General features: G+C 49.9%; 23 protein-coding genes. 14 read left to right on the top strand and 9 right to left on the bottom strand.

Going from position 1 to position 22,023, the window contains the following annotated elements; all coding sequences use genetic code 11:
• Nucleotides 1–14: 14 nt before the first annotated feature.
• From tgt to MNO13_RS19155, 6 genes are all read left to right on the top strand, one after another.
• Complete coding sequence (gene tgt, locus MNO13_RS19180) at nt 15–1,142, top strand: tRNA guanosine(34) transglycosylase Tgt (protein WP_241939149.1); 1,128 nt, start codon at nt 15–17, stop codon at nt 1,140–1,142.
• 21 nt (nt 1,143–1,163) lie between these two features.
• The gene (gene yajC / locus MNO13_RS19175; protein WP_034457929.1) at nt 1,164–1,496 is read left to right on the top strand and encodes a preprotein translocase subunit YajC; all 333 of its coding nucleotides are present in this window, start codon (nt 1,164–1,166) and stop codon (nt 1,494–1,496) included.
• 27 nt (nt 1,497–1,523) lie between these two features.
• Nucleotides 1,524–3,371 carry a protein translocase subunit SecD gene (gene secD, locus MNO13_RS19170; RefSeq protein WP_074388604.1) on the top strand — a complete coding sequence of 616 codons (1,848 nt, stop codon included), beginning with the start codon at nt 1,524–1,526 and terminating at the stop codon, nt 3,369–3,371.
• A 10-nt stretch (nt 3,372–3,381) separates the two neighbouring features.
• Nucleotides 3,382–4,353 (top strand): protein translocase subunit SecF, encoded by a 972-nt coding sequence (gene secF / locus MNO13_RS19165; RefSeq protein ID WP_064549185.1) that lies wholly within the window; start codon nt 3,382–3,384, stop codon nt 4,351–4,353.
• A 140-nt stretch (nt 4,354–4,493) separates the two neighbouring features.
• Nucleotides 4,494–4,859: a VOC family protein gene (locus tag MNO13_RS19160; RefSeq protein ID WP_064549342.1), complete on the top strand. Its 366-nt coding sequence runs from the start codon at nt 4,494–4,496 to the stop codon at nt 4,857–4,859.
• 72 nt (nt 4,860–4,931) lie between these two features.
• The gene (locus tag MNO13_RS19155; RefSeq protein WP_241939148.1) at nt 4,932–5,648 is read left to right on the top strand and encodes a helix-turn-helix transcriptional regulator; all 717 of its coding nucleotides are present in this window, start codon (nt 4,932–4,934) and stop codon (nt 5,646–5,648) included.
• Between the two features lie 36 nt (nt 5,649–5,684).
• On the opposite strand, the gene MNO13_RS19150 is transcribed toward MNO13_RS19155, so the two are convergent.
• The gene (locus MNO13_RS19150; protein WP_064549181.1) at nt 5,685–6,578 is read right to left on the bottom strand and encodes a nucleoside-specific channel-forming protein Tsx; all 894 of its coding nucleotides are present in this window, start codon (nt 6,576–6,578) and stop codon (nt 5,685–5,687) included.
• Between the two features lie 885 nt (nt 6,579–7,463).
• Nucleotides 7,464–8,024, bottom strand: coding sequence for a SadB/YajI family lipoprotein (locus MNO13_RS19145; RefSeq protein ID WP_133522327.1), 561 nt, complete (start codon nt 8,022–8,024; stop codon nt 7,464–7,466).
• Between the two features lie 151 nt (nt 8,025–8,175).
• Here MNO13_RS19145 and nrdR point away from each other — a divergent pair, with 151 nt between their 5' ends.
• From nrdR to pgpA, 6 genes are all read left to right on the top strand, one after another.
• Nucleotides 8,176–8,625: a transcriptional regulator NrdR gene (gene nrdR, locus MNO13_RS19140; protein ID WP_064549177.1), complete on the top strand. Its 450-nt coding sequence runs from the start codon at nt 8,176–8,178 to the stop codon at nt 8,623–8,625.
• A 5-nt stretch (nt 8,626–8,630) separates the two neighbouring features.
• Nucleotides 8,631–9,749, top strand: a complete 1,119-nt coding sequence (gene ribD, locus MNO13_RS19135; protein ID WP_241939147.1) for a bifunctional diaminohydroxyphosphoribosylaminopyrimidine deaminase/5-amino-6-(5-phosphoribosylamino)uracil reductase RibD — start codon at nt 8,631–8,633, stop codon at nt 9,747–9,749.
• 76 nt (nt 9,750–9,825) lie between these two features.
• Nucleotides 9,826–10,296, top strand: a complete 471-nt coding sequence (gene ribH / locus MNO13_RS19130) for a 6,7-dimethyl-8-ribityllumazine synthase (protein WP_064549174.1) — start codon at nt 9,826–9,828, stop codon at nt 10,294–10,296.
• Between the two features lie 20 nt (nt 10,297–10,316).
• Entirely contained in the window at nt 10,317–10,736 is a 420-nt protein-coding gene (nusB, locus tag MNO13_RS19125; RefSeq protein ID WP_034457944.1) for a transcription antitermination factor NusB, read from the top strand.
• 57 nt (nt 10,737–10,793) lie between these two features.
• Nucleotides 10,794–11,771, top strand: a complete 978-nt coding sequence (thiL, locus tag MNO13_RS19120; protein ID WP_121814225.1) for a thiamine-phosphate kinase — start codon at nt 10,794–10,796, stop codon at nt 11,769–11,771.
• Nucleotides 11,758–12,264 carry a phosphatidylglycerophosphatase A gene (gene pgpA, locus MNO13_RS19115; RefSeq protein ID WP_064549170.1) on the top strand — a complete coding sequence of 169 codons (507 nt, stop codon included), beginning with the start codon at nt 11,758–11,760 and terminating at the stop codon, nt 12,262–12,264. The genes thiL and pgpA overlap by 14 nt, the downstream gene beginning before the upstream one ends.
• A gap of 573 nt (nt 12,265–12,837) precedes the next feature.
• Here pgpA and MNO13_RS19110 read toward each other — a convergent pair.
• Nucleotides 12,838–13,500 (bottom strand): DUF1120 domain-containing protein, encoded by a 663-nt coding sequence (locus MNO13_RS19110; RefSeq protein WP_241939146.1) that lies wholly within the window; start codon nt 13,498–13,500, stop codon nt 12,838–12,840.
• A gap of 374 nt (nt 13,501–13,874) precedes the next feature.
• Between MNO13_RS19110 and MNO13_RS19105 the strand changes: the two genes are divergently transcribed.
• Nucleotides 13,875–14,555 carry a DUF1120 domain-containing protein gene (locus MNO13_RS19105; RefSeq protein WP_064549166.1) on the top strand — a complete coding sequence of 227 codons (681 nt, stop codon included), beginning with the start codon at nt 13,875–13,877 and terminating at the stop codon, nt 14,553–14,555.
• A gap of 168 nt (nt 14,556–14,723) precedes the next feature.
• Here the strand turns inward: MNO13_RS19105 and MNO13_RS19100 are convergent, their stop codons facing one another.
• The 4 genes from MNO13_RS19100 to xseB are packed head-to-tail and all read right to left on the bottom strand — an operon-like array spanning nt 14,724 to nt 18,776.
• On the bottom strand, nt 14,724–15,698 hold the full coding sequence (locus MNO13_RS19100) for an aldo/keto reductase (RefSeq protein ID WP_121814222.1): 975 nt from the start codon (nt 15,696–15,698) through the stop codon (nt 14,724–14,726).
• A gap of 55 nt (nt 15,699–15,753) precedes the next feature.
• Nucleotides 15,754–17,616: a 1-deoxy-D-xylulose-5-phosphate synthase gene (dxs, locus tag MNO13_RS19095; protein WP_133522330.1), complete on the bottom strand. Its 1,863-nt coding sequence runs from the start codon at nt 17,614–17,616 to the stop codon at nt 15,754–15,756.
• Between the two features lie 17 nt (nt 17,617–17,633).
• Nucleotides 17,634–18,533, bottom strand: coding sequence for a (2E,6E)-farnesyl diphosphate synthase (gene ispA / locus MNO13_RS19090; protein WP_064549159.1), 900 nt, complete (start codon nt 18,531–18,533; stop codon nt 17,634–17,636).
• Nucleotides 18,534–18,776, bottom strand: a complete 243-nt coding sequence (xseB, locus tag MNO13_RS19085) for an exodeoxyribonuclease VII small subunit (RefSeq protein ID WP_034493701.1) — start codon at nt 18,774–18,776, stop codon at nt 18,534–18,536.
• Between the two features lie 204 nt (nt 18,777–18,980).
• Between xseB and thiI the strand changes: the two genes are divergently transcribed.
• A complete protein-coding gene (thiI, locus tag MNO13_RS19080) occupies nt 18,981–20,429 on the top strand; it encodes a tRNA uracil 4-sulfurtransferase ThiI (protein WP_064549157.1) in 1,449 nt (482 codons plus the stop codon).
• Between the two features lie 86 nt (nt 20,430–20,515).
• On the opposite strand, the gene yajL is transcribed toward thiI, so the two are convergent.
• Together yajL and panE are read right to left on the bottom strand one after the other, a co-directional pair.
• The gene (yajL, locus tag MNO13_RS19075) at nt 20,516–21,109 is read right to left on the bottom strand and encodes a protein deglycase YajL (RefSeq protein ID WP_064549155.1); all 594 of its coding nucleotides are present in this window, start codon (nt 21,107–21,109) and stop codon (nt 20,516–20,518) included.
• On the bottom strand, nt 21,069–21,983 hold the full coding sequence (panE, locus tag MNO13_RS19070) for a 2-dehydropantoate 2-reductase (RefSeq protein WP_064549153.1): 915 nt from the start codon (nt 21,981–21,983) through the stop codon (nt 21,069–21,071). The genes yajL and panE overlap by 41 nt, the downstream gene beginning before the upstream one ends.
• Between the last annotated feature and the right edge of the window lie 40 nt (nt 21,984–22,023).

Genomic DNA, 22,023 nt, shown 5'->3' with positions numbered 1-22,023 from the left:
ATGCTGGAGGAAATGTGAAATTTGAATTAGATACAACCGACGGACGCGCTCGTCGTGGCCGCCTGGTCTTTGACCGTGGCGTTGTAGAAACGCCTGCTTTCATGCCTGTTGGCACTTATGGCACCGTAAAAGGGATGACGCCAGAAGAAGTTGAAGCCACTGGCGCACAGATTATTCTGGGCAACACCTTCCACTTGTGGCTGCGTCCTGGTCAGGAAATCATGAAGTTGCACGGTGACTTACATGATTTCATGCAGTGGAAAGGTCCAATCCTGACTGACTCCGGTGGTTTCCAGGTATTTAGCCTGGGCGATATCCGTAAAATCACCGAAGCCGGTGTGCATTTCCGCAACCCAATTAACGGCGACGCGATTTTCCTCGATCCAGAAAAATCCATGGAAATTCAATACGATCTCGGTTCCGATATCGTGATGATCTTCGACGAATGTACGCCATATCCTGCTGACTGGGATTACGCGAAGCGTTCCATGGAAATGTCTCTGCGCTGGGCACAGCGTAGCCGCGATCGCTTTGATTCTCTTGAGAATAAAAATGCGCTGTTCGGCATTATTCAGGGTAGCGTTTACGAAGATTTACGAGATATCTCGGTAAAAGGTCTGGTAGAGATAGGCTTTGATGGCTACGCTGTCGGCGGCCTGGCTGTAGGTGAGCCGAAGGAAGACATGCACCGGATTCTGGAACATGTTTGCCCGCAAATCCCTGCAGATAAGCCTCGTTACTTGATGGGCGTAGGGAAACCGGAAGACCTTGTTGAAGGTGTTCGTCGCGGTATTGATATGTTCGACTGCGTGATGCCAACCCGCAATGCACGTAATGGTCACCTTTTTGTCACCGATGGTGTGGTTAAAATCCGCAATGCGAAGCATAAAGATGACACTTCGTCGTTGGATTCTGAATGTGATTGCTATACATGTCGCAATTATTCACGTGCCTACTTGCATCATCTTGACCGTTGCAACGAAATACTCGGCGCACGACTCAACACGATTCATAACCTGCGCTATTACCAGCGTTTAATGGCTGGTTTACGCAAGGCCATTGAAGAGGGTAAATTAGAGCACTTCGTGAGTGATTTTTACGAGCGAACCGGTAAACCAGTTCCACCTTTGAATGTTGATTAATTTAATAATGAGGGATTTTGAATGAGCTTTATCATTTCTGATGCGGTTGCTGCAACAGGTGCTCCGGCGCAAGGTAGCCCGTACTCTTTGATTCTTATGCTGGTGGTATTTGGTCTGATCTTCTATTTCATGATCCTGCGCCCACAGCAAAAACGTACCAAAGAGCATAAAAAGTTGATGGACTCTATCTCTAAAGGGGATGAAGTGCTGACTACTGGTGGTCTGGTTGGTCGCGTAGTGAAAGTAGCTGAAACTGGCTATATCTCAATCGCGCTAAACGACACCACTGAAGTGGTTATCAAGCGTGATTTCGTAGCTGCCGTTCTGCCGAAAGGCACTATGAAGGCGCTGTAATTTTCGTTTTTCCCTAAGGGAACTACCGTGCTAAACCGCTATCCTTTGTGGAAGTACATCATGCTGATCGTCGTCTTTATCGTCGGTCTGCTATACGCACTTCCCAACCTATATGGTGAGGATCCGGCAGTTCAGATCACTGGCGCGCGCGGCGTCGCCGCCAGTGAACAAACGCTGATCCAGGTCCAGAACACCTTAAAAGCAGATAAAATCACCGCTAAGTCTGTGGCGCTATCCGAGGGTGCAATTCTTGCACGCTTTGACACCACTGATACGCAGCTGCGCGCTCGTGAAGCGCTGATGGGCGTATTAGGCGACAAATATGTCGTCGCACTTAACCTTGCTCCGGCTACTCCTCGCTGGTTATCCGCTATTTCCGCAGAACCAATGAAACTGGGTCTTGATCTGCGTGGTGGCGTGCACTTCCTGATGGAAGTCGACATGGATACCGCACTGAGCAAGTTGCAGGAACAAACCATTGATAACCTGCGTACTGACTTGCGCGAAAAGAGCATCGCTTACACCAACGTGCGTAAAGCCGATAACTATGGTGCTGATGTTGTCTTCCGTGACAGCAAAACGCGTGATGACGCTATCTCTTATTTATCTCCACGCCATCGTGACCTGGTGATTTCCGCTCAGGGCAGCAACGCATTGCGTGCTGTAATGACGGACGCTCGTCTGAGCGAAGCGCGTGAGTATGCTGTTCAGCAGAACATTAATATCCTGCGTAACCGTGTAAACCAACTGGGTGTGGCTGAACCTCTGGTACAACGCCAGGGTGCAGATCGTATCGTGGTTGAATTACCTGGTATTCAGGATACTGCGCGTGCGAAAGAAATTCTCGGCGCGACAGCAACACTTGAGTTCCGTTTGGTTAACACCAACGTGGATGCCACCGCTGCTGCCTCTGGCCGCGTGCCGGGTGACTCCGAAGTGAAAAATACCCGTGAAGGTCAACCGGTTGTCCTGTACAAGCGTGTGATTCTGACCGGTGACCATATCACTGACTCCACTTCGAGCACCGATGAATACAACCAGGCACAGGTGAATATTTCACTGGATAGTGCTGGCGGTAACATCATGTCTAACTTCACCAAGGACAACATCGGTAAACCGATGGCAACCCTGTTTGTGGAGTACAAAGACAGCGGTAAGAAAGATGCAACTGGTCGTTCAATTCTGGCGAAACAAGAAGAAGTTATCAACGTGGCAAACATTCAGTCGCGCTTAGGTAACAGCTTCCGTATCACCGGTATCAGCAACCCGAACGAAGCGCGTCAGCTCTCTTTGCTGCTGCGTGCGGGTGCATTGATCGCACCAATCCAAATTGTTGAAGAACGTACCATCGGTCCAACCCTTGGTATGGAAAACATCAAGCAAGGTCTGGAAGCGTGTCTGGCAGGTCTGGCAGTTTCAATCATCTTTATGCTGTTCTTCTATAAGAAGTTTGGTCTGATTGCGACTTCCGCATTGTTGGTAAACCTGGTGATGATTGTCGGGATTATGTCCCTGCTTCCAGGGGCAACGTTGACCATGCCGGGGATTGCGGGGATCGTGTTAACCCTTGCGGTAGCCGTCGATGCTAACGTACTGATAAACGAACGTATTAAGGAAGAACTTAGTAACGGGCGTTCGGTGCAACAGGCTATCCACGAAGGTTATCAGGGCGCGTTCAGCTCTATTTTCGATGCTAACATCACGACGCTTATCAAGGTCATCATCCTGTATGCCGTAGGCACCGGGGCAATTAAAGGCTTTGCGATCACGACCGGTATTGGTGTGGCGACGTCCATGTTTACCGCAATTGTCGGTACCCGTGCCATCGTAAACCTGTTGTACGGCGGCAAACGCATCAACAAGCTGTCTATCTGAGGAGTGCGTTGTGGCACAGGAATATACTGTTGAACAATTAAACTACGGCCGTAGAGTCCATGACTTTATGCGCTGGGATTTCTGGGCTTTCGGTATTTCCGGATTCCTGTTAATCCTTTCCGTCGTGATTATCGGGGTGAAAGGTTTTAACTGGGGTCTGGATTTCACCGGCGGTACCGTCATCGAAATCTCGCTGGAAAAACCAGCCGATTTGGACATGATGCGTAGTGCACTGGAGAAAGCTGGATTCCAGGATCCGTTGGTTCAGAATTTTGGTAGCAGCCGTGACATCATGGTGCGCATGCCACCTGCCCAAGGGGAAACCGGTGGTCAGGTGCTGGGTAGCCAGGTCGTTAAGGTCATTAACGAAGCAACCAGTCAGAATGCCGGTGTAAAACGTATTGAGTTCGTTGGCCCAAGCGTGGGTGCGGATCTGGCTCAGAATGGTGCTTTGGCGTTGTTAGCTGCGCTTATCTCCATTCTGGTATACGTCGGTTTCCGTTTTGAGTGGCGTCTGGCCGCCGGTGTGGTTATTGCGTTGATGCACGACGTCGTTATCACTCTGGGCGTGCTGTCGCTATTCCACATTGAGATTGACCTGACTATCGTCGCATCGTTGATGTCGGTTATCGGTTACTCGCTGAACGACAGTATCGTGGTATCGGACCGTATTCGTGAGAACTTCCGTAAGATTCGTCGCGGTACACCGTATGAAATCTTCAACGTTTCTTTGACGCAGACGCTGCATCGTACGTTGATCACTTCTGGTACTACCTTAGTCGTGATTCTGATGCTGTATCTCTTCGGTGGGGCAATGCTGAAAGGCTTCTCCCTGACGATGCTTATCGGTGTTTCTATCGGTACTGTTTCTTCCATTTACGTCGCGTCCGCGCTGGCGTTGAAGCTGGGCATGAAGCGCGAGCACATGTTGCAGCAGAAAGTGGAAAAAGAAGGTGCGGATCAGCCATCGATTCTGCCTTAACCTTTAGGGTTTTGCTGGAAGCTAAAACCGCAGCCATTGTGCTGCGGTTTTTTTTCGTCTGAGTAAAAGTCTCCTGACAGTATGCTGTCAGGAGGGGCTAGTTAGACTCAATGTTGAACATCATCATTGAGGAGTTAAACATGAGCACTATCATCAATTGGTTTGAAATCCCGGTACAGGATCTGGAACGTGCAACAGCATTTTATGAGGCTGTTTTCGCGACTGATTTTCATCGTGAAACGATGTCTGGAATGGAAATGGCCATCTTCCCACATACCAAGCCGAATCCCGGTGGAGCACTACTAAAATCTGATGCGTTTAAACCTTCTGCGCAAGGCACGGTGGTTTACCTGCATGCGCCTGATTTAAGCGCCATGCTTGAACGGGTGGCCAAGGCCGGAGGCGAATGTGTGTTCGGCCCGCAGGAATTACCGGATGACATTGGTACTTTTGCACTCATCACCGACAGCGAAGGGAATCGGGTTGGCTTACATCAACCGTCTTGAGTACGGATATACTGAACAGAAAACGCCTGCCGGTTATGCTGGCAGGCATCACATCGTTCACAAAAGAAACCTATGAGCCGAAGAGCGGATCGCCTTTTTCAAATAGTACAAATTCTGCGTGGACGTCGGTTGTCGACGGCGGCTCTGCTTGCCGAACGCCTCGAAGTATCCGAGCGTACTATCTACCGTGATATTCGTGATTTGTCCCTGTCTGGCGTTCCCATTGAGGGTGAAGCGGGCTGCGGTTATCGCTTATTACCCGGCTACGATTTGCCGCCGTTGATGTTCACCCCTGGTGAAGTGGAAGCGTTAGTTGCGGCGATACGTTTAGTGCAAACGTGGAGTGGTGAAACACTTGCGCAAGCGGCGGGCACAGCAGAGGAAAAGTTGCTTGGGGTACTGACGCCGCAGCGGCGAGTTGTTGCGGAGCGTTGCCGCATCATTTCGCCAGACTTTAACAAATACCCGCAGGTTAAGACCTGGTTTGATATTTTTCATCGTGCAATCGGGGAGTTACAGGTGCTTCATGTTTGTTATGAAGATGAGAAGGGGCGAACGTCGAACAGGAATGTCCATCCACTTGGGCTGACATTTTGGGGCGAGGTATGGCTGCTAGTCGCCTGGTGCGAAGTGCGTGAGGATTACCGCAGTTTTCGACTCGATCGCTGTGCATCGGTAGATCCAACAGGACGATACTTTTCAGAGCGGCCAGATCGTTCATTGGCCCATTTTATCCAATTGCAGCAAAGTGAAGGATGTTTGCCGGAAACAAAAAAGCCGATCGGCTAAGAGCAGATCGGCTTTTTCTAAAGCTTCAGACGGTTATCAGAAGTTGTACCCAACCACTAAGTAACCACCCCAACCGGTAGAGCGCACGTTGAAATCACCTTCACCGAAGTTCAGGCTGGCGTTATCTGCCCACTGACCACCGTTGTGCCAGTAACGGGCAACAACTGAGTAGTGCCAGTGATCGTAGTTTAGAGCCAGGACATGGCTGGAAGCGATAGAGTTGCTGGTACGCGCATGTTTGCCGTTATTGTCGATGAAGTTGTCATCGCCCAGATCTGAACCCCAGTCAAAGTTGGTGAAGCCGATGTAGCTCAGGTTACCACCCCACAGGCTGGTAATCGGTACAAAGTATTTCACTTTAAAACGGTAGCCATCCCACTGGTTTTCGTTGGATGCGCCATAGTTCTGCCACTGGTATTTCGCATACACGTTCAGAGACAGGCTCATTGGCAGACCGGTGTCGATATCGGTGCCCAGACCCATGTACCAGGTGTTTTGTTTGCTGGCATCGTTACCGTGCGCGCCCATATCATAGATATAGTTGTTGGCGATGTACCACTCTTTGAATGGGCCAAATGCCAGGCTGGTGCCGGTCAGCTTATCAATAGAGAAGCGCGGTTCGATCTCCATGAACATACGTGAACCGTCGTCCCAGATACCTTTGTCGTTGCCGTTACCCCAACCGAAAGTTTTTGGAATATCAATGTAGCCATAAAAATCTAACCAATCTTTTTTGGCAAATGCTTCATATTCCAGATACACGTCGTTAGTGATCTGTGGTCCAAAGCGGGTGTGGTAGCTGCCCACAACGTTGACACTTTGATGCCACCAGTCGGAAACATATTCGGAATTTTTTGTATCTTCGGCGTGAGCCGTGAAAGAACTTGAAAGCGCCAGGACGGTGCTAGCCGCCAAAATAATTTTTTTCATTTTATATGCCACTGTTTTTTACATGATTCCCGTGAGGGCAGGGAGCGAGTGATCACCTAAAGTCATCAACCATTCAGCTGGTTTCTTATTGACGCGCCTATTATAGAAATCCCTGCTCACAAAAATATGCTTCATTTCACATTATCGCTGCATGCGTAATCGATTGCGTTCACGTTTGCGCACATTAAAAACGGGCGAGATTTTACCTGTATCGCCAATTTAAGCAAACAGAAGCTAATTGGTTACAAGTTTATGTGATTAAGATCACTAGATTTAATGCTGTGATGAGAGGGTTTTTAACGCATAGCGTCCAGGTAGATGTAACAAAAATCGTAGATGTGACTGTGGGTTACCCCCCGCAAAGACCTGTCTCTTATATTCGGCACATCCCTGTGCCGAACCACTTCGTGGCCAACGCAAGCGTTGTTCAAAAATGTTCCTGACATTTTTGTCTGACGATCGCTCTCTTTCGCTGCTCCGGCAGCTCAACCCTGATTTATGGGGAACACCGGGGCAATTTATACCGGGAACAAGGTCAAAACCGGCTCGGTGCTGTCTTTAGCCTTTGACGTTGACCCTGGGTTCCGGCTTCAATCGCGCCATTTTTCACCCTTCAATCGGGGTCACGTGGTCGGGAACCACGTGAGTGAGCGATCGTCGGGAACGAGTCGCGAACGACCGCGAATGTTGGGTGAAAAACGGTGTTTACCGCTTGCGGCGATTGATTTGCCGGGAGTCTGGGTTCTTAGGGTGACGACGGTGGTCACCCTAAGACGTTCACCGGTTCAGTGGCTATATAAAACACTGAACACCGAGTGAACGGAATAGTCTCCCAACTCACTGAGATGTCACTAAGAGACGGCACAAGCGTGAGGGTTGTGGCTATTATTGCGCGGGCAATGCCTGTGAAGGGTCTACAGGCTGAATATCATGAATACGAACAAAACCTGGTTGATTAGGTGAAAGCCCGGAAAGCTGCAACGGAATACTGATATCACTCGGGGCTAATACACTCGCAGGTGCATTGAATTGCTGCGATTGCACGTTAACTTCCTGGTAGTTATCCGTGGTGCCTTGAATCTGCCCCCATTCGACTTTGCCGGTGAAAGCAGGCAGCGGATCGTTGGATTCACCTTTGATAATCAGCATGACGCGGCTACCGTTCGCTTCCTGGGTGATGCTGCTCAGTGACATTTGCAAATTGCCTATTTGGCTATTCAGGCGCGCTGGCGTTTTTGAACCGGGTAATAAATAGACGCCGGTTGTTGATTTGGCATTCAGCGCATTTTGCTGCGTAAGTTTGACGGTTTGGTCAGTGAGTTGTGTCATCTCTTTATTCAATGAACCCACTTCGCTCTTCATCTGGCGCACTTCAGTTTGTTGGGCACAAGCACTGAGACTCACCAGGCTGGTAACCAGGATAATTCTTAGGTAACTCTTTGTCATGAATAGTTTTTCCTTAAGGTTTTGTCCTGATTTAAGCGTAGCTGTTCGCCATTGAAAAGTCATATTTCGCGGGATGAGGCGGCGTTGCCTTTGTACTCCTGCCACTTCGCGGTAAACTATTGTTCATTTGAATAATCCTTCAGGACGCGCCATGCATTGCCCATTCTGTTTCGCAGTTGACACCAAAGTGATTGATTCCCGGCTTGTCGGCGAAGGGTCTTCCGTGCGTCGTCGCCGTCAGTGCCTGGTTTGTAATGAACGTTTCACGACGTTTGAAGTGGCAGAACTTGTGATGCCACGCGTGGTAAAAAGTAATGATGTTCGCGAGCCATTTAACGAAGACAAGCTGCGAAGCGGTATTCTAAAAGCGCTGGAGAAACGTCCGGTCAGTTCCGACGACGTGGAAATGGCAGTCAACCATATTAAATCCCAGTTGCGCGGAACCGGCGAGCGAGAAGTACCAAGCAAAATGATTGGTAATCTGGTGATGGAGCAGCTTAAAAAACTCGATAAAGTGGCGTATATCCGCTTTGCCTCGGTTTATCGCAGCTTTGAAGATATCCGCGAATTTGGCGAAGAAATTGCCCGCTTACAGGATTAATGCTGATGTCGCTTGATGAAAAATTTATGGCTCGTGCAATGCAACTGGCAAAGCATGGCCGTTTTACCACGTCACCTAACCCGAATGTCGGCTGTGTGATTGCCAAAGGTGGTGAAATTGTCGGTGAGGGCTTTCATTTTCGTGCCGGTGAACCCCACGCGGAAGTGCATGCTTTAAGGATGGCTGGAGAAAAAGCTCGCGGTGCCACGGCGTATGTCACGCTCGAGCCTTGCAGCCATCACGGGCGCACGCCACCTTGTTGTGAAGCGTTAATTGCTGCTGGTGTTTCGCGTGTTGTTGCCGCGATGCAGGATCCGAATCCGCAAGTGGCTGGTCGCGGGTTGTATGCGCTGCAACAGGCGGGTATTGAAGTCAGCCACGGTTTGATGATGAACGAAGCTGAGGCGATTAACCGCGGTTTCCTCAAGCGCATGCGCACAGGTTTCCCGTTTATTCAGCTCAAACTTGGGGCTTCTCTGGATGGGCGCACTGCGATGGCTAGCGGTGAAAGCCAATGGATTACCTCGCCTGAATCACGCCGTGACGTGCAGCGTCTGCGCGCACAAAGTTCAGCGATTCTTAGCAGCAGCGCTACCGTTCTGGCGGACAACCCTTCTTTAACAGTGCGCTGGAATGAATTAGATAGTGCGACTCAGGCGGTTTACGCCGAAGAAAATTTGCGTCAGCCAACGCGTATTATTCTCGATCGTGAAAACAGGGTGACGCCACAGCACAGAATTATTGCTCAGTCAGGTGAGACCTGGCTTGCCCGTTGCCAGGCCGATCAGCAAACCTGGCCTACGGGTGTTGAACAATTTATCGTGTCAGAACATAAAGGCCACCTTGATCTGGTGGTAATGATGATGTTGCTTGGCAAGCGTCAGATAAACTCTGTTTGGGTGGAAGCTGGCCCAACGCTTGGCGGTGCGCTGCTACAGGCAGGCCTTGTTGATGAGCTGATTGTCTACGTTGCGCCGAAATTATTGGGCAATGACGCGCGGGGTTTGTGTAACCTGCCAGGGCTTGAAAAATTAGCCGATGCGCCTGAATTTAGCTTTAGTGAAGTCCGTCAGGTTGGCCCTGATTTGTGTCTGCATTTGACGCCGCGATACGCCGGCTTGTAAAACGTAAGCAGCCGCGAAAAGATTATGATAAAATCCGCCCCCCTGCGGGGCTAAACAGAACCCGTAAAGGAAGATTATGAACATTATTGAAGCAGCCGTTGCAACTCCAGACGCTCGCGTCGCCATCACCATCGCGCGTTTTAACAACTTCATCAATGACAGCCTGTTGGATGGTGCGATTGACGCCCTGAAACGTATCGGCCAGGTTAAAGATGAAAACATCACCGTGGTCTGGGTTCCGGGTGCTTATGAGCTGCCACTTGCGGCTGACGCACTGGCGAAAACCGGTCGTTACGACGCGATTATTGCGCTGGGTACGGTTATCCGTGGCGGCACAGCTCACTTTGAATATGTTGCTGGTGGTGCCAGCAATGGCCTGGCACATGTTGCGCAGGAAAGTGGTATTCCAGTCGCCTTTGGCGTGCTGACCACCGAAAGTATTGAACAAGCCATCGAACGCGCTGGCACAAAAGCCGGTAACAAAGGTGCAGAAGCTGCACTGACCGCGCTTGAAATGATTAATGTATTGAAAGCCATCAAGGCCTGATTTTTTGTAAGGGGAAATCTGTGAAACCTGCTGCTCGTCGCCGTGCCCGTGAGTGTGCCGTTCAGGCGCTATACTCCTGGCAGTTATCTCGAAATGACATCGCTGATGTCGAATACCAGTTCCTGGCGGAACAGGACGTCAAAGACGTTGACGTTAACTACTTCCGCGAACTGTTGGTCGGGGTGGCTACTAACAGCGCGTATCTGGATGGGCTGATGAAGCCTTACCTGTCTCGCCAGCTCGAAGAGTTGGGTCAGGTAGAAAAAGCGGTTCTGCGTATCGCACTGTTTGAACTGGCTAAACGTGATGACGTGCCATACAAAGTGGCGATTAACGAAGCCATCGATCTTGCGAAAACCTTCGGTGCCGAAGATAGCCACAAGTTCGTGAATGGTGTTCTTGATAAAGCTGCTCCGCAAATTCGTCCCCGCAAAAAGTAATCTTCTGGCCGGTTAATTCCGGCCTTTCTTTATCTATTTCATTTATAGGCATAACGCATGGCATGCGGTGAGTTTTCCTTAATTGCCCGTTATTTTGATCGCGTAAGCAGTTCCCGCCGCGATGTGGAAACCGGAATTGGCGATGATTGTGCGTTGCTAACGGTAGCCGAAAAGCAGGTCCTCGCGATCAGTACCGATACACTTGTCTCGGGCATTCATTTCCTGGCTGATATTAACCCCCGCGATTTGGGTTACAAAGCGCTGGCGGTAAATTTAAGCGATCTGGCCGCTATGGGCGCTGATCCTGCCTGGCTAACGCTGGCTATTACCCTTCCTGAAGTCGATGAAAGCTGGCTTGAAGCCTTCAGCGACAGCCTGTTTGAGCAACTCGAATACTACGATATGCAGCTGATTGGCGGCGACACGACCCGTGGGCCACTTTCCATGACGCTTGGCATTCATGGCCTGGTGCCTGCTGGCCGTGCGCTAAAACGCAGCGGTGCGCGCATTGGCGACTGGATTTATGTCACCGGCACGCCTGGTGATAGCGCCGCGGGCCTGGCTATCTTGCAGGACCGTTTAACCGTCAAAGATCCCGCTCAAGCGGCCTATCTGAAACAACGCCATTTACGCCCAACAGCTCGTATTTTACAGGGCCAGGCCTTGCGCGATCTGGCGAGCAGCGCAATTGATCTTTCTGACGGGCTAATTTCCGATTTGGGTCATATCCTTAAAGCTAGTGAATGTGGTGCACGCGTTGATCTCGATGCTCTGCCATATTCTGATGCCCTGAAAGCGAATGTCAGTGCTGATCAAGCTTTGCAATGGGCGCTTTCTGGCGGCGAAGATTACGAACTGTGTTTCACCGTGCCAGAAGTTAATCGCGGTGCGCTGGACGTCGCCATCGGCAATCTTGGCGTTCCGTTTACCTGTATCGGCCAGGTTGGACCCGCTTCTGAAGGGCTACAGTTCCTGCAAAATGGCAAACCGGTAACCCTGGATTTAAAAGGATACGACCACTTTGCCTCGCTCTAAAGATGTGGCTAAAAGCCGTCTAAAGCTTAGCAACCCGTGGCACTTGCTCGCCACCGGGTTTGGTAGCGGATTAAGCCCGATTATGCCCGGTACAGCGGGGTCGCTCGCGGCGATCCCGTTCTGGTATCTGATGACCCTGCTGCCGTGGCAGCTCTACTCGATGGTTATCATGCTCGGCATTTGTATCGGGGTTTATCTTTGCCACCAGACTGCACGTGATATGGGCGTTCATGACCACGGCAGCATCGTGTGGGATGAGTTCATCGGCATGTGGATAACCCTGATGGCGCTGCCAATTAACGACTGGCGCTGGGTGGCTGCAGGCTTTGTGATTTTCCGCATCTTTGATATCTGGAAGCCGTGGCCAATCCGCTGGTTTGACCGCAATATTCACGGCGGTATGGGGATCATGGTAGATGACATTGTCGCGGGTGTTATTTCTGCGGGCGTGATTTATCTGATTGGGCACCATTGGCCGATTGGCTTGTTCTGATTTAGGACAACCCTCACGCCAGCCCTCTCCCTAAGGGCTATCTCTAATACACAACTCGCCCTGGCAATTTTATCAGGGTGAGATCTTTAAGCCTCGCTGATTTTCCGTTCACCCGTGAGTTCAGTTATCTCTTTAATTCCAGAAAACGGTGAGCGAATCAAGGGGTTAACGCCAACCCCTTGATTTGCCGGGAGTCCGGGTTCTTAGGGTGGCGACGGTGGCCACCCTAAGACGTTCACCGGTTCAGTGGCTATGTAAAACACTGAACATCGGGTGAACGGAACTGTCTCCCGACTCACGCAGATGTGACTAAGAGACAGCCCTAAGGGAGAGGGAACATAAACAGACCCTTTAAATATCTTTAAAAACAACTTGTTATGAATTTTTTTAATCAGTTTTTTCAAGTTTAAAGAAAAGTTCAAGTTTCAGGAGAGTAGAAAATAGGTTAATCAGATTTATGCACTATTAAGAATGGAATATCCTGGTGCTGGTTAAAAGCAATCTTCATTTTGGCTGGTCTCTCTACCGGGGGAAGCACCACCCCAGTAAAGTACTCAACATGTAACCTGGTTATTAGAGGTAAGTCAGGCTAAATGTTATTTCTCCATCCAGTTCCGTTTTATCAGTAATGCCCAGTATATTTGTTGGCTGAACAGTCGCAGCCAACGTTAGAGGGAAAGCACATGTGGTAAAGGATTGTGGCATCAGACCAGAACCAACGGCTATGGTACGAAGATCACCCTCTGCCAGAATACCATCGCTGAGAACCCATCCAGTAGCAGCATGATGATCCCGAGAAAGAATCGGTGTAATAACGCCGTCAATAGTGACATTATTTTCATCGATTCGAATACTATAAGAACCAATATCAACACCACTCGCTGTTTTACCAAAACCAAAGAGGCTTTGAATATCGCTTACAACAACCCCATCGCTAAATTTTACTGGTAGGCCAGCATCGCTATCCTGACGATTGTCTGTTGTAGTAAAACCCACTTTGACAGTAGAACCACACTCAATAGTAAAATTCATATGCTGAACAGCCACTTCATTAATTTCTGTTGAGTTCATTGAGCCTACATAAAGAGAACCAAAATCAACTACCCCGCCGTTACTCATGTTTGGTGTGCAGGCAGCCATAATCAGCTTGCCCTGAACTTTCAATGCTGTTGTATCTGTAGCATAAGAGGATGAAGAAGCGGCAGCAATCAAGCTTGCCAGAATAATTTTTTTCATAGTAATTCCTGGTAATAGGTGATTAATATAAATATATTTGCGTCTTGTTTTTTTTCGAACCAGGCATTATCTACGAAAACATTTTTTTAGAGTAGTGATGCAGGTAATAATTAAGTTTTTAACTATATTTAAAACACCAGGCTATTGGCATTAATTCGAATGGTTGATTGAGCAGGTTGTAATACATTAAAAATCCAAACCTTATTATATTTTTATTGTAAGTGCATATATCAAGCGGCAAGCAAATATGTATAATCTTTTTTCTGAGTAGAATGTAATTGTCAATCACACATGGCAATTATAGATAAATTATATGTATGTGTTACATGTATTTATAAAGTAAATAAATCACTTAATTACATAAAGGTTTTACAATGAAGAAAATCATTCTGGCTAGTCTTATTGCTACCGCTACTTGTTCATCTTATGCAGCTAATACCGCCACTCTGAACGTTAATGGCACGTTAACTATGGGGGCCTGCACACCCGTTCTCAGCAATGGTGGCGTGATTGATTACGGAAATATAACTTTAGGTGACTTGTCAGCTACAGAAGATAATCAAATGGGCTCAAAAGATGTCACGCTTGAAATTAATTGTGAATCTCCAGTGAAAGTCGGTTTTACAACAATTGATAATCGCCCAAATACTAAAGTGCCGATGGATGTAGTGTTTGCTAACGGTAAAAAGGCAGGTGAGTCGTATACGGGTTATATTAATGGTTTAGGTACCACTGCCGAAGGGGCTAAAATCGGTGCTTATGGGGTGAAGGTTAAATATGACCAGGCCCTGGCTGATGGTGTTTCTGCTCAAATGATTTACGAACAAAGTTTATCTGGCTCCTGGACAGTGATCACTGATGCGGGTGCCGGGGTGTATTTCCAGGAAGCGAACATTCGTACTATGACTGTTGGGATTGATGGAGTTCCAGTGGCATTTACAACCGCGACTATTCCGCTGGAAGTTGCAATGGCTATTGCTCCAACGGATACTTTAGGGATTACCGATGAAGCCATTCTGGATGGTGAACTCACTATCAGTATGGTATATCTTTAATTTCGTAATATAACAATTTAATACCCTCGCAAGAGCGAATGAGTTGAGATTAAGTTTATAAAGTAGCGTACATCCTTGTGACAAAATTAGCGGGGCTTTTGTGGGCGACCCGGCCCCGCTTACCTGGTTCTGTTCCCTCTCCTGGGGGAGAGGGCTAGGGTGAGGGCGTTACTTAAATCCGACCCTTTTATGCGGTTGATATACCGTTTCCAGCTCCGCAATCTCCTCAGGCTTCAGTGTTAAATCCACCGCTGCCAATAAATCATCCAACTGATGTTCACGAGAAACGCCAATAATCGGTGCAGCAATCCCCGGTTTACTCAGCAACCACGCCAGTGCTACTTGCGCGCGCGTAACGCCTTTATCATCTGCAACATTCGCCAGCCGCTCCGCAATTAGCGCATCGTTTTCATGGCTGGCATCGTATAGATCTTTACCGACTTCATCAGAGACTGAGCGCGCCGTAGTGTCACCCCACGGACGAGTCAATTTGCCTCTGGCCAACGGGCTCCATGGGATCACCGCGATCCCTTGTTCGTAGCACAGCGGTAGCATATCGAGTTCTTCTTCACGATAGATCAGATTGTAGTGATCCTGCATAGTGACAAACCGCGCCCAGCCATGTTGATCTTGCAAAGCCAGCGCCTGAGCCAGTTGTGAACTGTGCATCGATGAAGCTCCGATATATCGCGCTTTACCTGCTTTCACCACGTCATTGAGTGCTTCAAGGGTCTCTTCAATTGGCGTGTTGTAATCCCAGCGGTGGATTTGTAACAGATCGACGTAATCGGTTCCCAGGCGTTTCAGGCTGTCATCTATCGAACGCATAATTTGCGCGCGCGAAAGTCCTTCTGGCAAATCACCAACCGGGAAGTAAACTTTGGTGGCGAGGACGGCATCTTCACGGCGCATGAAATCTTTCAAGGCGCGCCCGACAATCTCTTCGCTGCTACCGTCGGAATAGCTATTGGCGGTATCAAAGAAATTAATGCCGTTATCGATGGCGTGTTTGATGATGAGACGGCTGCTCTCTTCAGGAAGCGTCCAGGCGTGATTGCCACGGTCTGGCTCACCATAGGTCATACAACCCAGGCAAAGACGGGAAACTTTGAGGTCTGTTTTTCCTAACGTGTTGTATTGCATGGTTCCACTCCAGCTATTCAGGATCTTTTAAGCATAGCAGGAGTGGAGCAGGGGATTATTTAAGCCAGTCGCGGATTCGGTTTTCCATACCGATGGCATCCAGGCCTATGGCGGCGCGTGCCTCTTCCTGTGTGCCTTGCGGGATGAAGTAATCAGGCAAACCGATATTCAGCACCGGAACCACCTTACGGTTGGCCATCAACACTTCGTTGACGCCACTACCAGCACCGCCAATTACCGCATTTTCTTCGATGGTGACCAGCGATTCATGGCTGGCAGCCAACTCAAGAATCAACGCTTCATCAAGCGGCTTCACAAAACGCATATCGACCAGCGTTGCGTTAAGGGATTGAGCAACGGCTTCGGCTTCTGGCAACAATGTGCCGAAGTTCAGCAGCGCAATTTTTTCACCTGCGCGTTTCTTAACACCTTTACCGATTGGCAGCGATTCCAGCGGTTGTAATTCAGCGCCAGTACCGTTGCCACGTGGATAACGCACCGCTGATGGGCCGTCGTTGTAGTGATAACCGGTGTGCAGCATCTGGCGGCATTCGTTCTCATCACTGGGTGTCATGATGACCATTTCTGGAATGCAGCGCAGGAAGGAGATGTCGAACGCGCCCTGGTGGGTTTGCCCGTCAGCGCCGACAATACCAGCGCGGTCGATGGCAAATAACACCGGCAGCTTCTGGATAGCGACGTCGTGAATCACCTGATCGTACGCGCGTTGCAGGAAGGTGGAGTAAATGGCGACAACCGGTTTATAACCGCCAATCGCAAGACCAGCGGCGAACGTCACAGCGTGCTGTTCTGCGATAGCGACATCAAAATATTGTGACGGATACTGGCGTGAAAACTCGACCATGCCTGAGCCTTCGCGCATCGCAGGCGTTACGGCCATCAGTTTGTCGTCTTTGGCTGCGGTTTCGCATAACCAGTTACCGAAGATTTTCGAATAACTCGGCAGGCCACCAGCGGCTTTCGGCAGCGTGCCGCTTTGCGGGTCAAACTTAGGCACCGCGTGGAAGCTAATTGGGTCTTTTTCAGCAGGCGCGTAGCCACGGCCTTTTTTGGTCATGATGTGCAGGAATTGCGGGCCGTTCAGGTCACGCATGTTTTTCAGCGTATTGACCAGGCCGACAACGTCATGCCCATCAACCGGGCCAATATAGTTAAAGCCTAACTCTTCAAACAACGTGCCCGGTACCACCATGCCTTTCAGGTGTTCTTCGGTGCGTTTGAGCAGTTCTTTAATCGGCGGTACGCCGGAGAACACTTTTTTCCCGCCTTCACGCAGCGAAGAATAGAGTTTCCCGGAAAGCAGTTGCGCGAGGTGGTTATTCAGCGCGCCGACGTTTTCGGAGATCGACATTTCATTGTCGTTGAGTATAACGAGCATGTTCGGGCGAATGTCACCCGCGTGGTTCATCGCTTCAAACGCCATACCCGCGGTGATTGCGCCATCGCCAATCACACAGACGGTACGGCGGTCTTTACCTTCTTTTCCGGCGGCCACTGCAATGCCAATTCCGGCACTGATTGAGGTCGACGAATGGCCGACGCTCAATACGTCATATTCGCTTTCGGCGCGCCATGGGAAAGGATGCAGGCCACCTTTCTGACGAATGGTGCCAATTTTGTCACGGCGGCCAGTAATGATTTTATGCGGATAAGCCTGATGTCCGACGTCCCAGATTAACTGGTCGAACGGCGTGTTATACACATAGTGAAGCGCCACGGTCAGTTCTACCGTGCCAAGACCTGAGGCAAAGTGCCCGCTGGAACGGCTTACGCTATCGAGCAGGTAACGACGCAGTTCGTCGCACAGTTTCGGTAAACTCTCTTTTGGCAACAGGCGTAGCTCAGGGGCTGATTCCACCAGTGCGAGGGTCGGGTATTTGGCAATATCAAAACTCATTAAATTAGAAACTCATCTTATTTATCACGTTGGATGATATAGCTCGCTAACGCTTCAAGTGCGGTAGTGTCTAACGACTGGCGAGCCAGGCCTTCCAGCGCCCGGAGAGATTCCTGATAGAGATCCCACGCTTTGGTTTTGGCATTTTCTAGCCCTAGCAGTGCCGGATAAGTGCTCTTACCCAGTTGCTGATCCGCGCCCTGACGTTTACCCAGTGTCGCGGTATCACCGATGACATCGAGAATATCGTCCTGCACCTGGAATGCCAGGCCGATGCTGTCGGCATAATGGTCGAGTAACGGCAGGGCGTTACGGCCCGCATCACCTGCGCTTAATGCGCCCAGGCGAACTGCTGCACGAATTAACGCGCCGGTTTTATGACGATGAATACGCTCAAGACTTTGTAGGTCAACATGCTGGCCTTCGGCTTCCAAATCTAACGCCTGGCCGCCACACATACCGGCAACGCCACTGGCGGTTGCCAGTTCTTTTACCATCGCCAGTCTGTCTGCAATCGCCACGCCAGCCATTGGCGCATCACTTAGTATAGAAAACGCCAGGGTTTGTAGGGCATCTCCGGCTAAAATGGCGCTCGCTTCACCGAATTTGATGTGGCAGGTCGGTTGGCCACGACGCAAATCGTCGTCATCCATGGCAGGTAAATCGTCATGGATCAATGAATAAGCGTGGATGCATTCGATTGCCGCAGCTGGGGCATCCAGAGTTTCTTGCGCTATGCCGAACATTTCCCCGGTCGCGTAGACCAGGAAAGGGCGCAGTCTCTTGCCACCAAATAGTGCACCATAGTGCATGGCCTCAACCAGAGGAGTGTTCTGAAACGGTAGCGGCGCTAAAAAACGCAGCAGCGCATCGTTGGCCCGCTCGGCGTGGGCCTGCAACTGATGGTTAAAATCCATTTACTCGTTATCCGGGGTAAAAGGCTTGAGTGGAGCGTCTTCGCTATCGTTTAGCAGGATTTGCACGCGTTGTTCTGCTTGCTGCAGTTTCACCTGACCTTGACGTGCGAGCTGCACACCACGTTCAAATTCATTTAACGCCTCTTCGAGTGCTAAATCGCCGCTCTCAAGACGAGTAACTATCTGCTCAAGCTCCACAAGCGCAGTTTCAAAACTGGCCGGGACTTCGGTTTTTTTCGGCATAGTGAATGTCTGACTCTAATAATTTTTGCGACTCTGCAATGGTAGCGGAAACTGGCAAGCAAGTAACCATGAGCATGTTGGTTAGCAGAGGTTAGTGATATACTTGCGCGCCTCGGATGCAGCGGCAACTCGCCGTTGCAGTTCTTTAAGTCTTCCAGCCCGCATGATTAGTCATGCCTGGCTCATCAACGAATCTAAGCCGCCATGAAGTTTATCATTAAATTGTTCCCGGAAATCACCATCAAGAGTCAATCTGTGCGCATACGCTTTATTAAAATGCTCACCGGGAACATTCGCAACGTTTTAAAACACTACGATGAAGATCTGGCGGTTGTTCGCCACTGGGACAACATTGAAGTTCGCGCTAAAGATGAAAATCAGCGTATCGCCATTCGTGAAGCGTTGACCCGCATTCCTGGGATTCACCATATTCTGGAAGTCGAAGATGTGCCGTTTACCGATTTGCACAATATCTTTGAACAGGCGCTGGAGCTTTATCGCGAGCAACTGGAAGGCAAAACCTTCTGTGTGCGTGTGAAACGTCGTGGTAAGCATGAGTTCAGCTCAATTGAAGTTGAACGTTATGTTGGTGGCGGCCTGAATCAACACATTGAATCAGCGCGTGTAAAACTGACTAAACCTGATGTGACCGTTAATCTGGAAATTGAAAACGACCGCCTGCTGCTGGTGAAAGGCCGTTATGAAGGCATTGGCGGTTTCCCGATTGGCACGCAAGAAGATGTGCTGTCGCTGATTTCCGGTGGTTTCGACTCCGGTGTTTCCAGCTACATGCTGATGCGCCGCGGTTGCCGTGTGCACTATTGCTTCTTTAACCTCGGTGGTGCAGCGCACGAAATCGGCGTGAAACAAGTGGCGCACTATTTGTGGAACCGTTTTGGTAGTTCGCACCGCGTGCGTTTCGTGGCGATTAACTTCGAACCTGTGGTTGGCGAAATCCTCGAGAAAGTCGAAGACGGCCAGATGGGCGTGGTGCTGAAGCGTATGTTTGTGCGCGCGGCTTCCAAAGTGGCCGAGCGTTATGGCGTGCAGGCACTGGTGACCGGCGAAGCATTGGGCCAGGTTTCCAGCCAGACGCTGACCAACCTGCGTTTAATCGACAACGTTTCCGATACGCTGATTTTGCGTCCGCTGATCTCTCACGATAAAGAGCACATCATCGATCTGGCACGTGAAATCGGTACCGCTGACTTTGCGCGTACCATGCCGGAATACTGCGGTGTGATTTCGAAAAGCCCAACCGTCAAAGCGGTGAAAGCGAAGATTGAAGCAGAAGAAGCCAATTTCGATTTCTCCATTCTTGACCGCGTGGTTGAAGAAGCAACCAATATCGACATCCGTGAGATAGCCAATCAATCCAAAGAAGTGGTAACGGAAGTTGAAACCGTTGACGCATTTGGCCCGAATGATGTGCTGTTGGATATTCGTTCTATCGACGAACAAGACGATAAGCCATTTAAGCCAGAAGGCGTGGAAGTGGCTTCACTGCCATTCTATAAACTGAGCACCGCATTCGGTGATTTGGATCAGAGCAAAAATTATTTGCTGTGGTGCGATCGCGGTGTGATGAGCCGTTTGCAGGCGCTGTATCTGCGCGAGCAAGGTTTTGAGAACGTGAAGGTTTATCGCGCGTAATTTGTCGGATGACGCTGCGCTTATCCGACCTACAGCAAGAAGTTGTAGGGTGGATAAGCGCAGCGTCATCCACCGAAACGTCAGTATTAGTAATCCCGGTAACTGTAAATCCCTGCCGCCAACACCAACTGTTGTGAAACCTCATGAGCTTTCTCACGGCTCACCAGTAAATCAATAATCTTCAGTGCAAAATCAATTGCCGTTCCCGGCCCCTGGCTGGTTAACAAGTTGACTCGCGGGTCCCAGACTATTCGTTTATCCTGCCACTGGGCTTCCGGAATGGTTTCTTTCAGGCCAGGAAAACCAGTCATATTCGCCACTGGAAATAGCTCATGTGGAACGAGTACCGTACCGGCTGCGGCACAAATGGCGGCGACAATACGCCCTGAAAGATGGAACTGGCGCACGGTTTCAACTAACAACGGGCTATCGCGAAAACACTCCGCGCCTTTCAATCCGCCGGGTAGCACGATGATGTCGAACTCTCCGTCTGCCACTTCAACCAGCGGGGCATCCGCCAGTAGTTTTACCCCACGTGAACAGGTTATCGTCAGGTTTCCGTCGCTGGCAACGCTTGCTGTGGTGACGCTAATACCACCGCGAACCAGAAGATCAATTGTGGTGACCGCTTCTGTTTCTTCAGTTCCAGGAGCCAGGCAAACCAGTGCTCGAGCGCTCATATTCATTCTCCTTACGCTTAATCTGTTCATACAAGCGGCTGTTCACTGGCACAGACAGGCCATGGGCGCGCGCGCGTTGCAGTAAATAACCCGTGATGTAATCAATCTCGGTGTGGCGTTCGACTCGCACGTCCTGAAGCATTGATGAGATGTTCGCCGCCGTACTTTCGATAACGTTGCTGACATAATAAAGCAGGTCTTCGGCAGAGGTATGGTGGCCTTCGCGCTCCATCACCACCGCCACTTCCTGGCAAATCTCGGTGATTTCAAATTGATGATGGCGCAGCTCACCATTCGGGCAATTGTAGAGTGCGGTCAGTGGGTTTATCACACAGTTTACCGCTAGCTTTTTCCAGTTGGCGAACTGAATATCGTTATGCCAGGCCATTTCAGGTAATGCGTGGTGCAGCATATCGGCAAGGAAACTAAAATCGTTGCCCGCTTCGTTTCCTGGCCCAATATGCGTGATGCCGTTCGCGACATGAATAATCAGGTTTCCGTCACGACGCGCCGCATGAGTGGTGACGCCAGACAACAGCGGCTGCGGGATTGTGCGCAATTCTTCAAGTGTACCCATGCCGTTGTGTAGCAGCAGAATAGGGCAGTGTACCGGTAGAGTACTGGCCAGGGTTTTCACAGCACCTGAAACCTGCCAGGCTTTCAGCGTTACCAGCAGTAAATCACTATTGGCGAGAAAATCAGGATCGTTGGCGATAAACGTTTGATTGAAGACGCTGCCATCGGTTTCAATCACGTTGACATGACAAAATGGCTGCGGCACACGCAACCATCCCTGAACTTCATGTCCTTGTTTAAAAAGTGATGCCAGCCAAAGTTGGCCGAGCGCACCGCAACCCAGCACGGTAATTTTCATTTTGCCTCCCCATCAGCGTTTAGCCACTGATGTTGTACAT

The sequence above is a fragment of the Buttiauxella ferragutiae genome, from assembly GCF_022637515.1.
GTDB lineage: Bacteria > Pseudomonadota > Gammaproteobacteria > Enterobacterales > Enterobacteriaceae > Buttiauxella > Buttiauxella ferragutiae.
The sequence above is the reverse complement of the archived record's forward strand: the minus strand, read 5'-3'. Positions and strand labels throughout refer to the sequence as shown.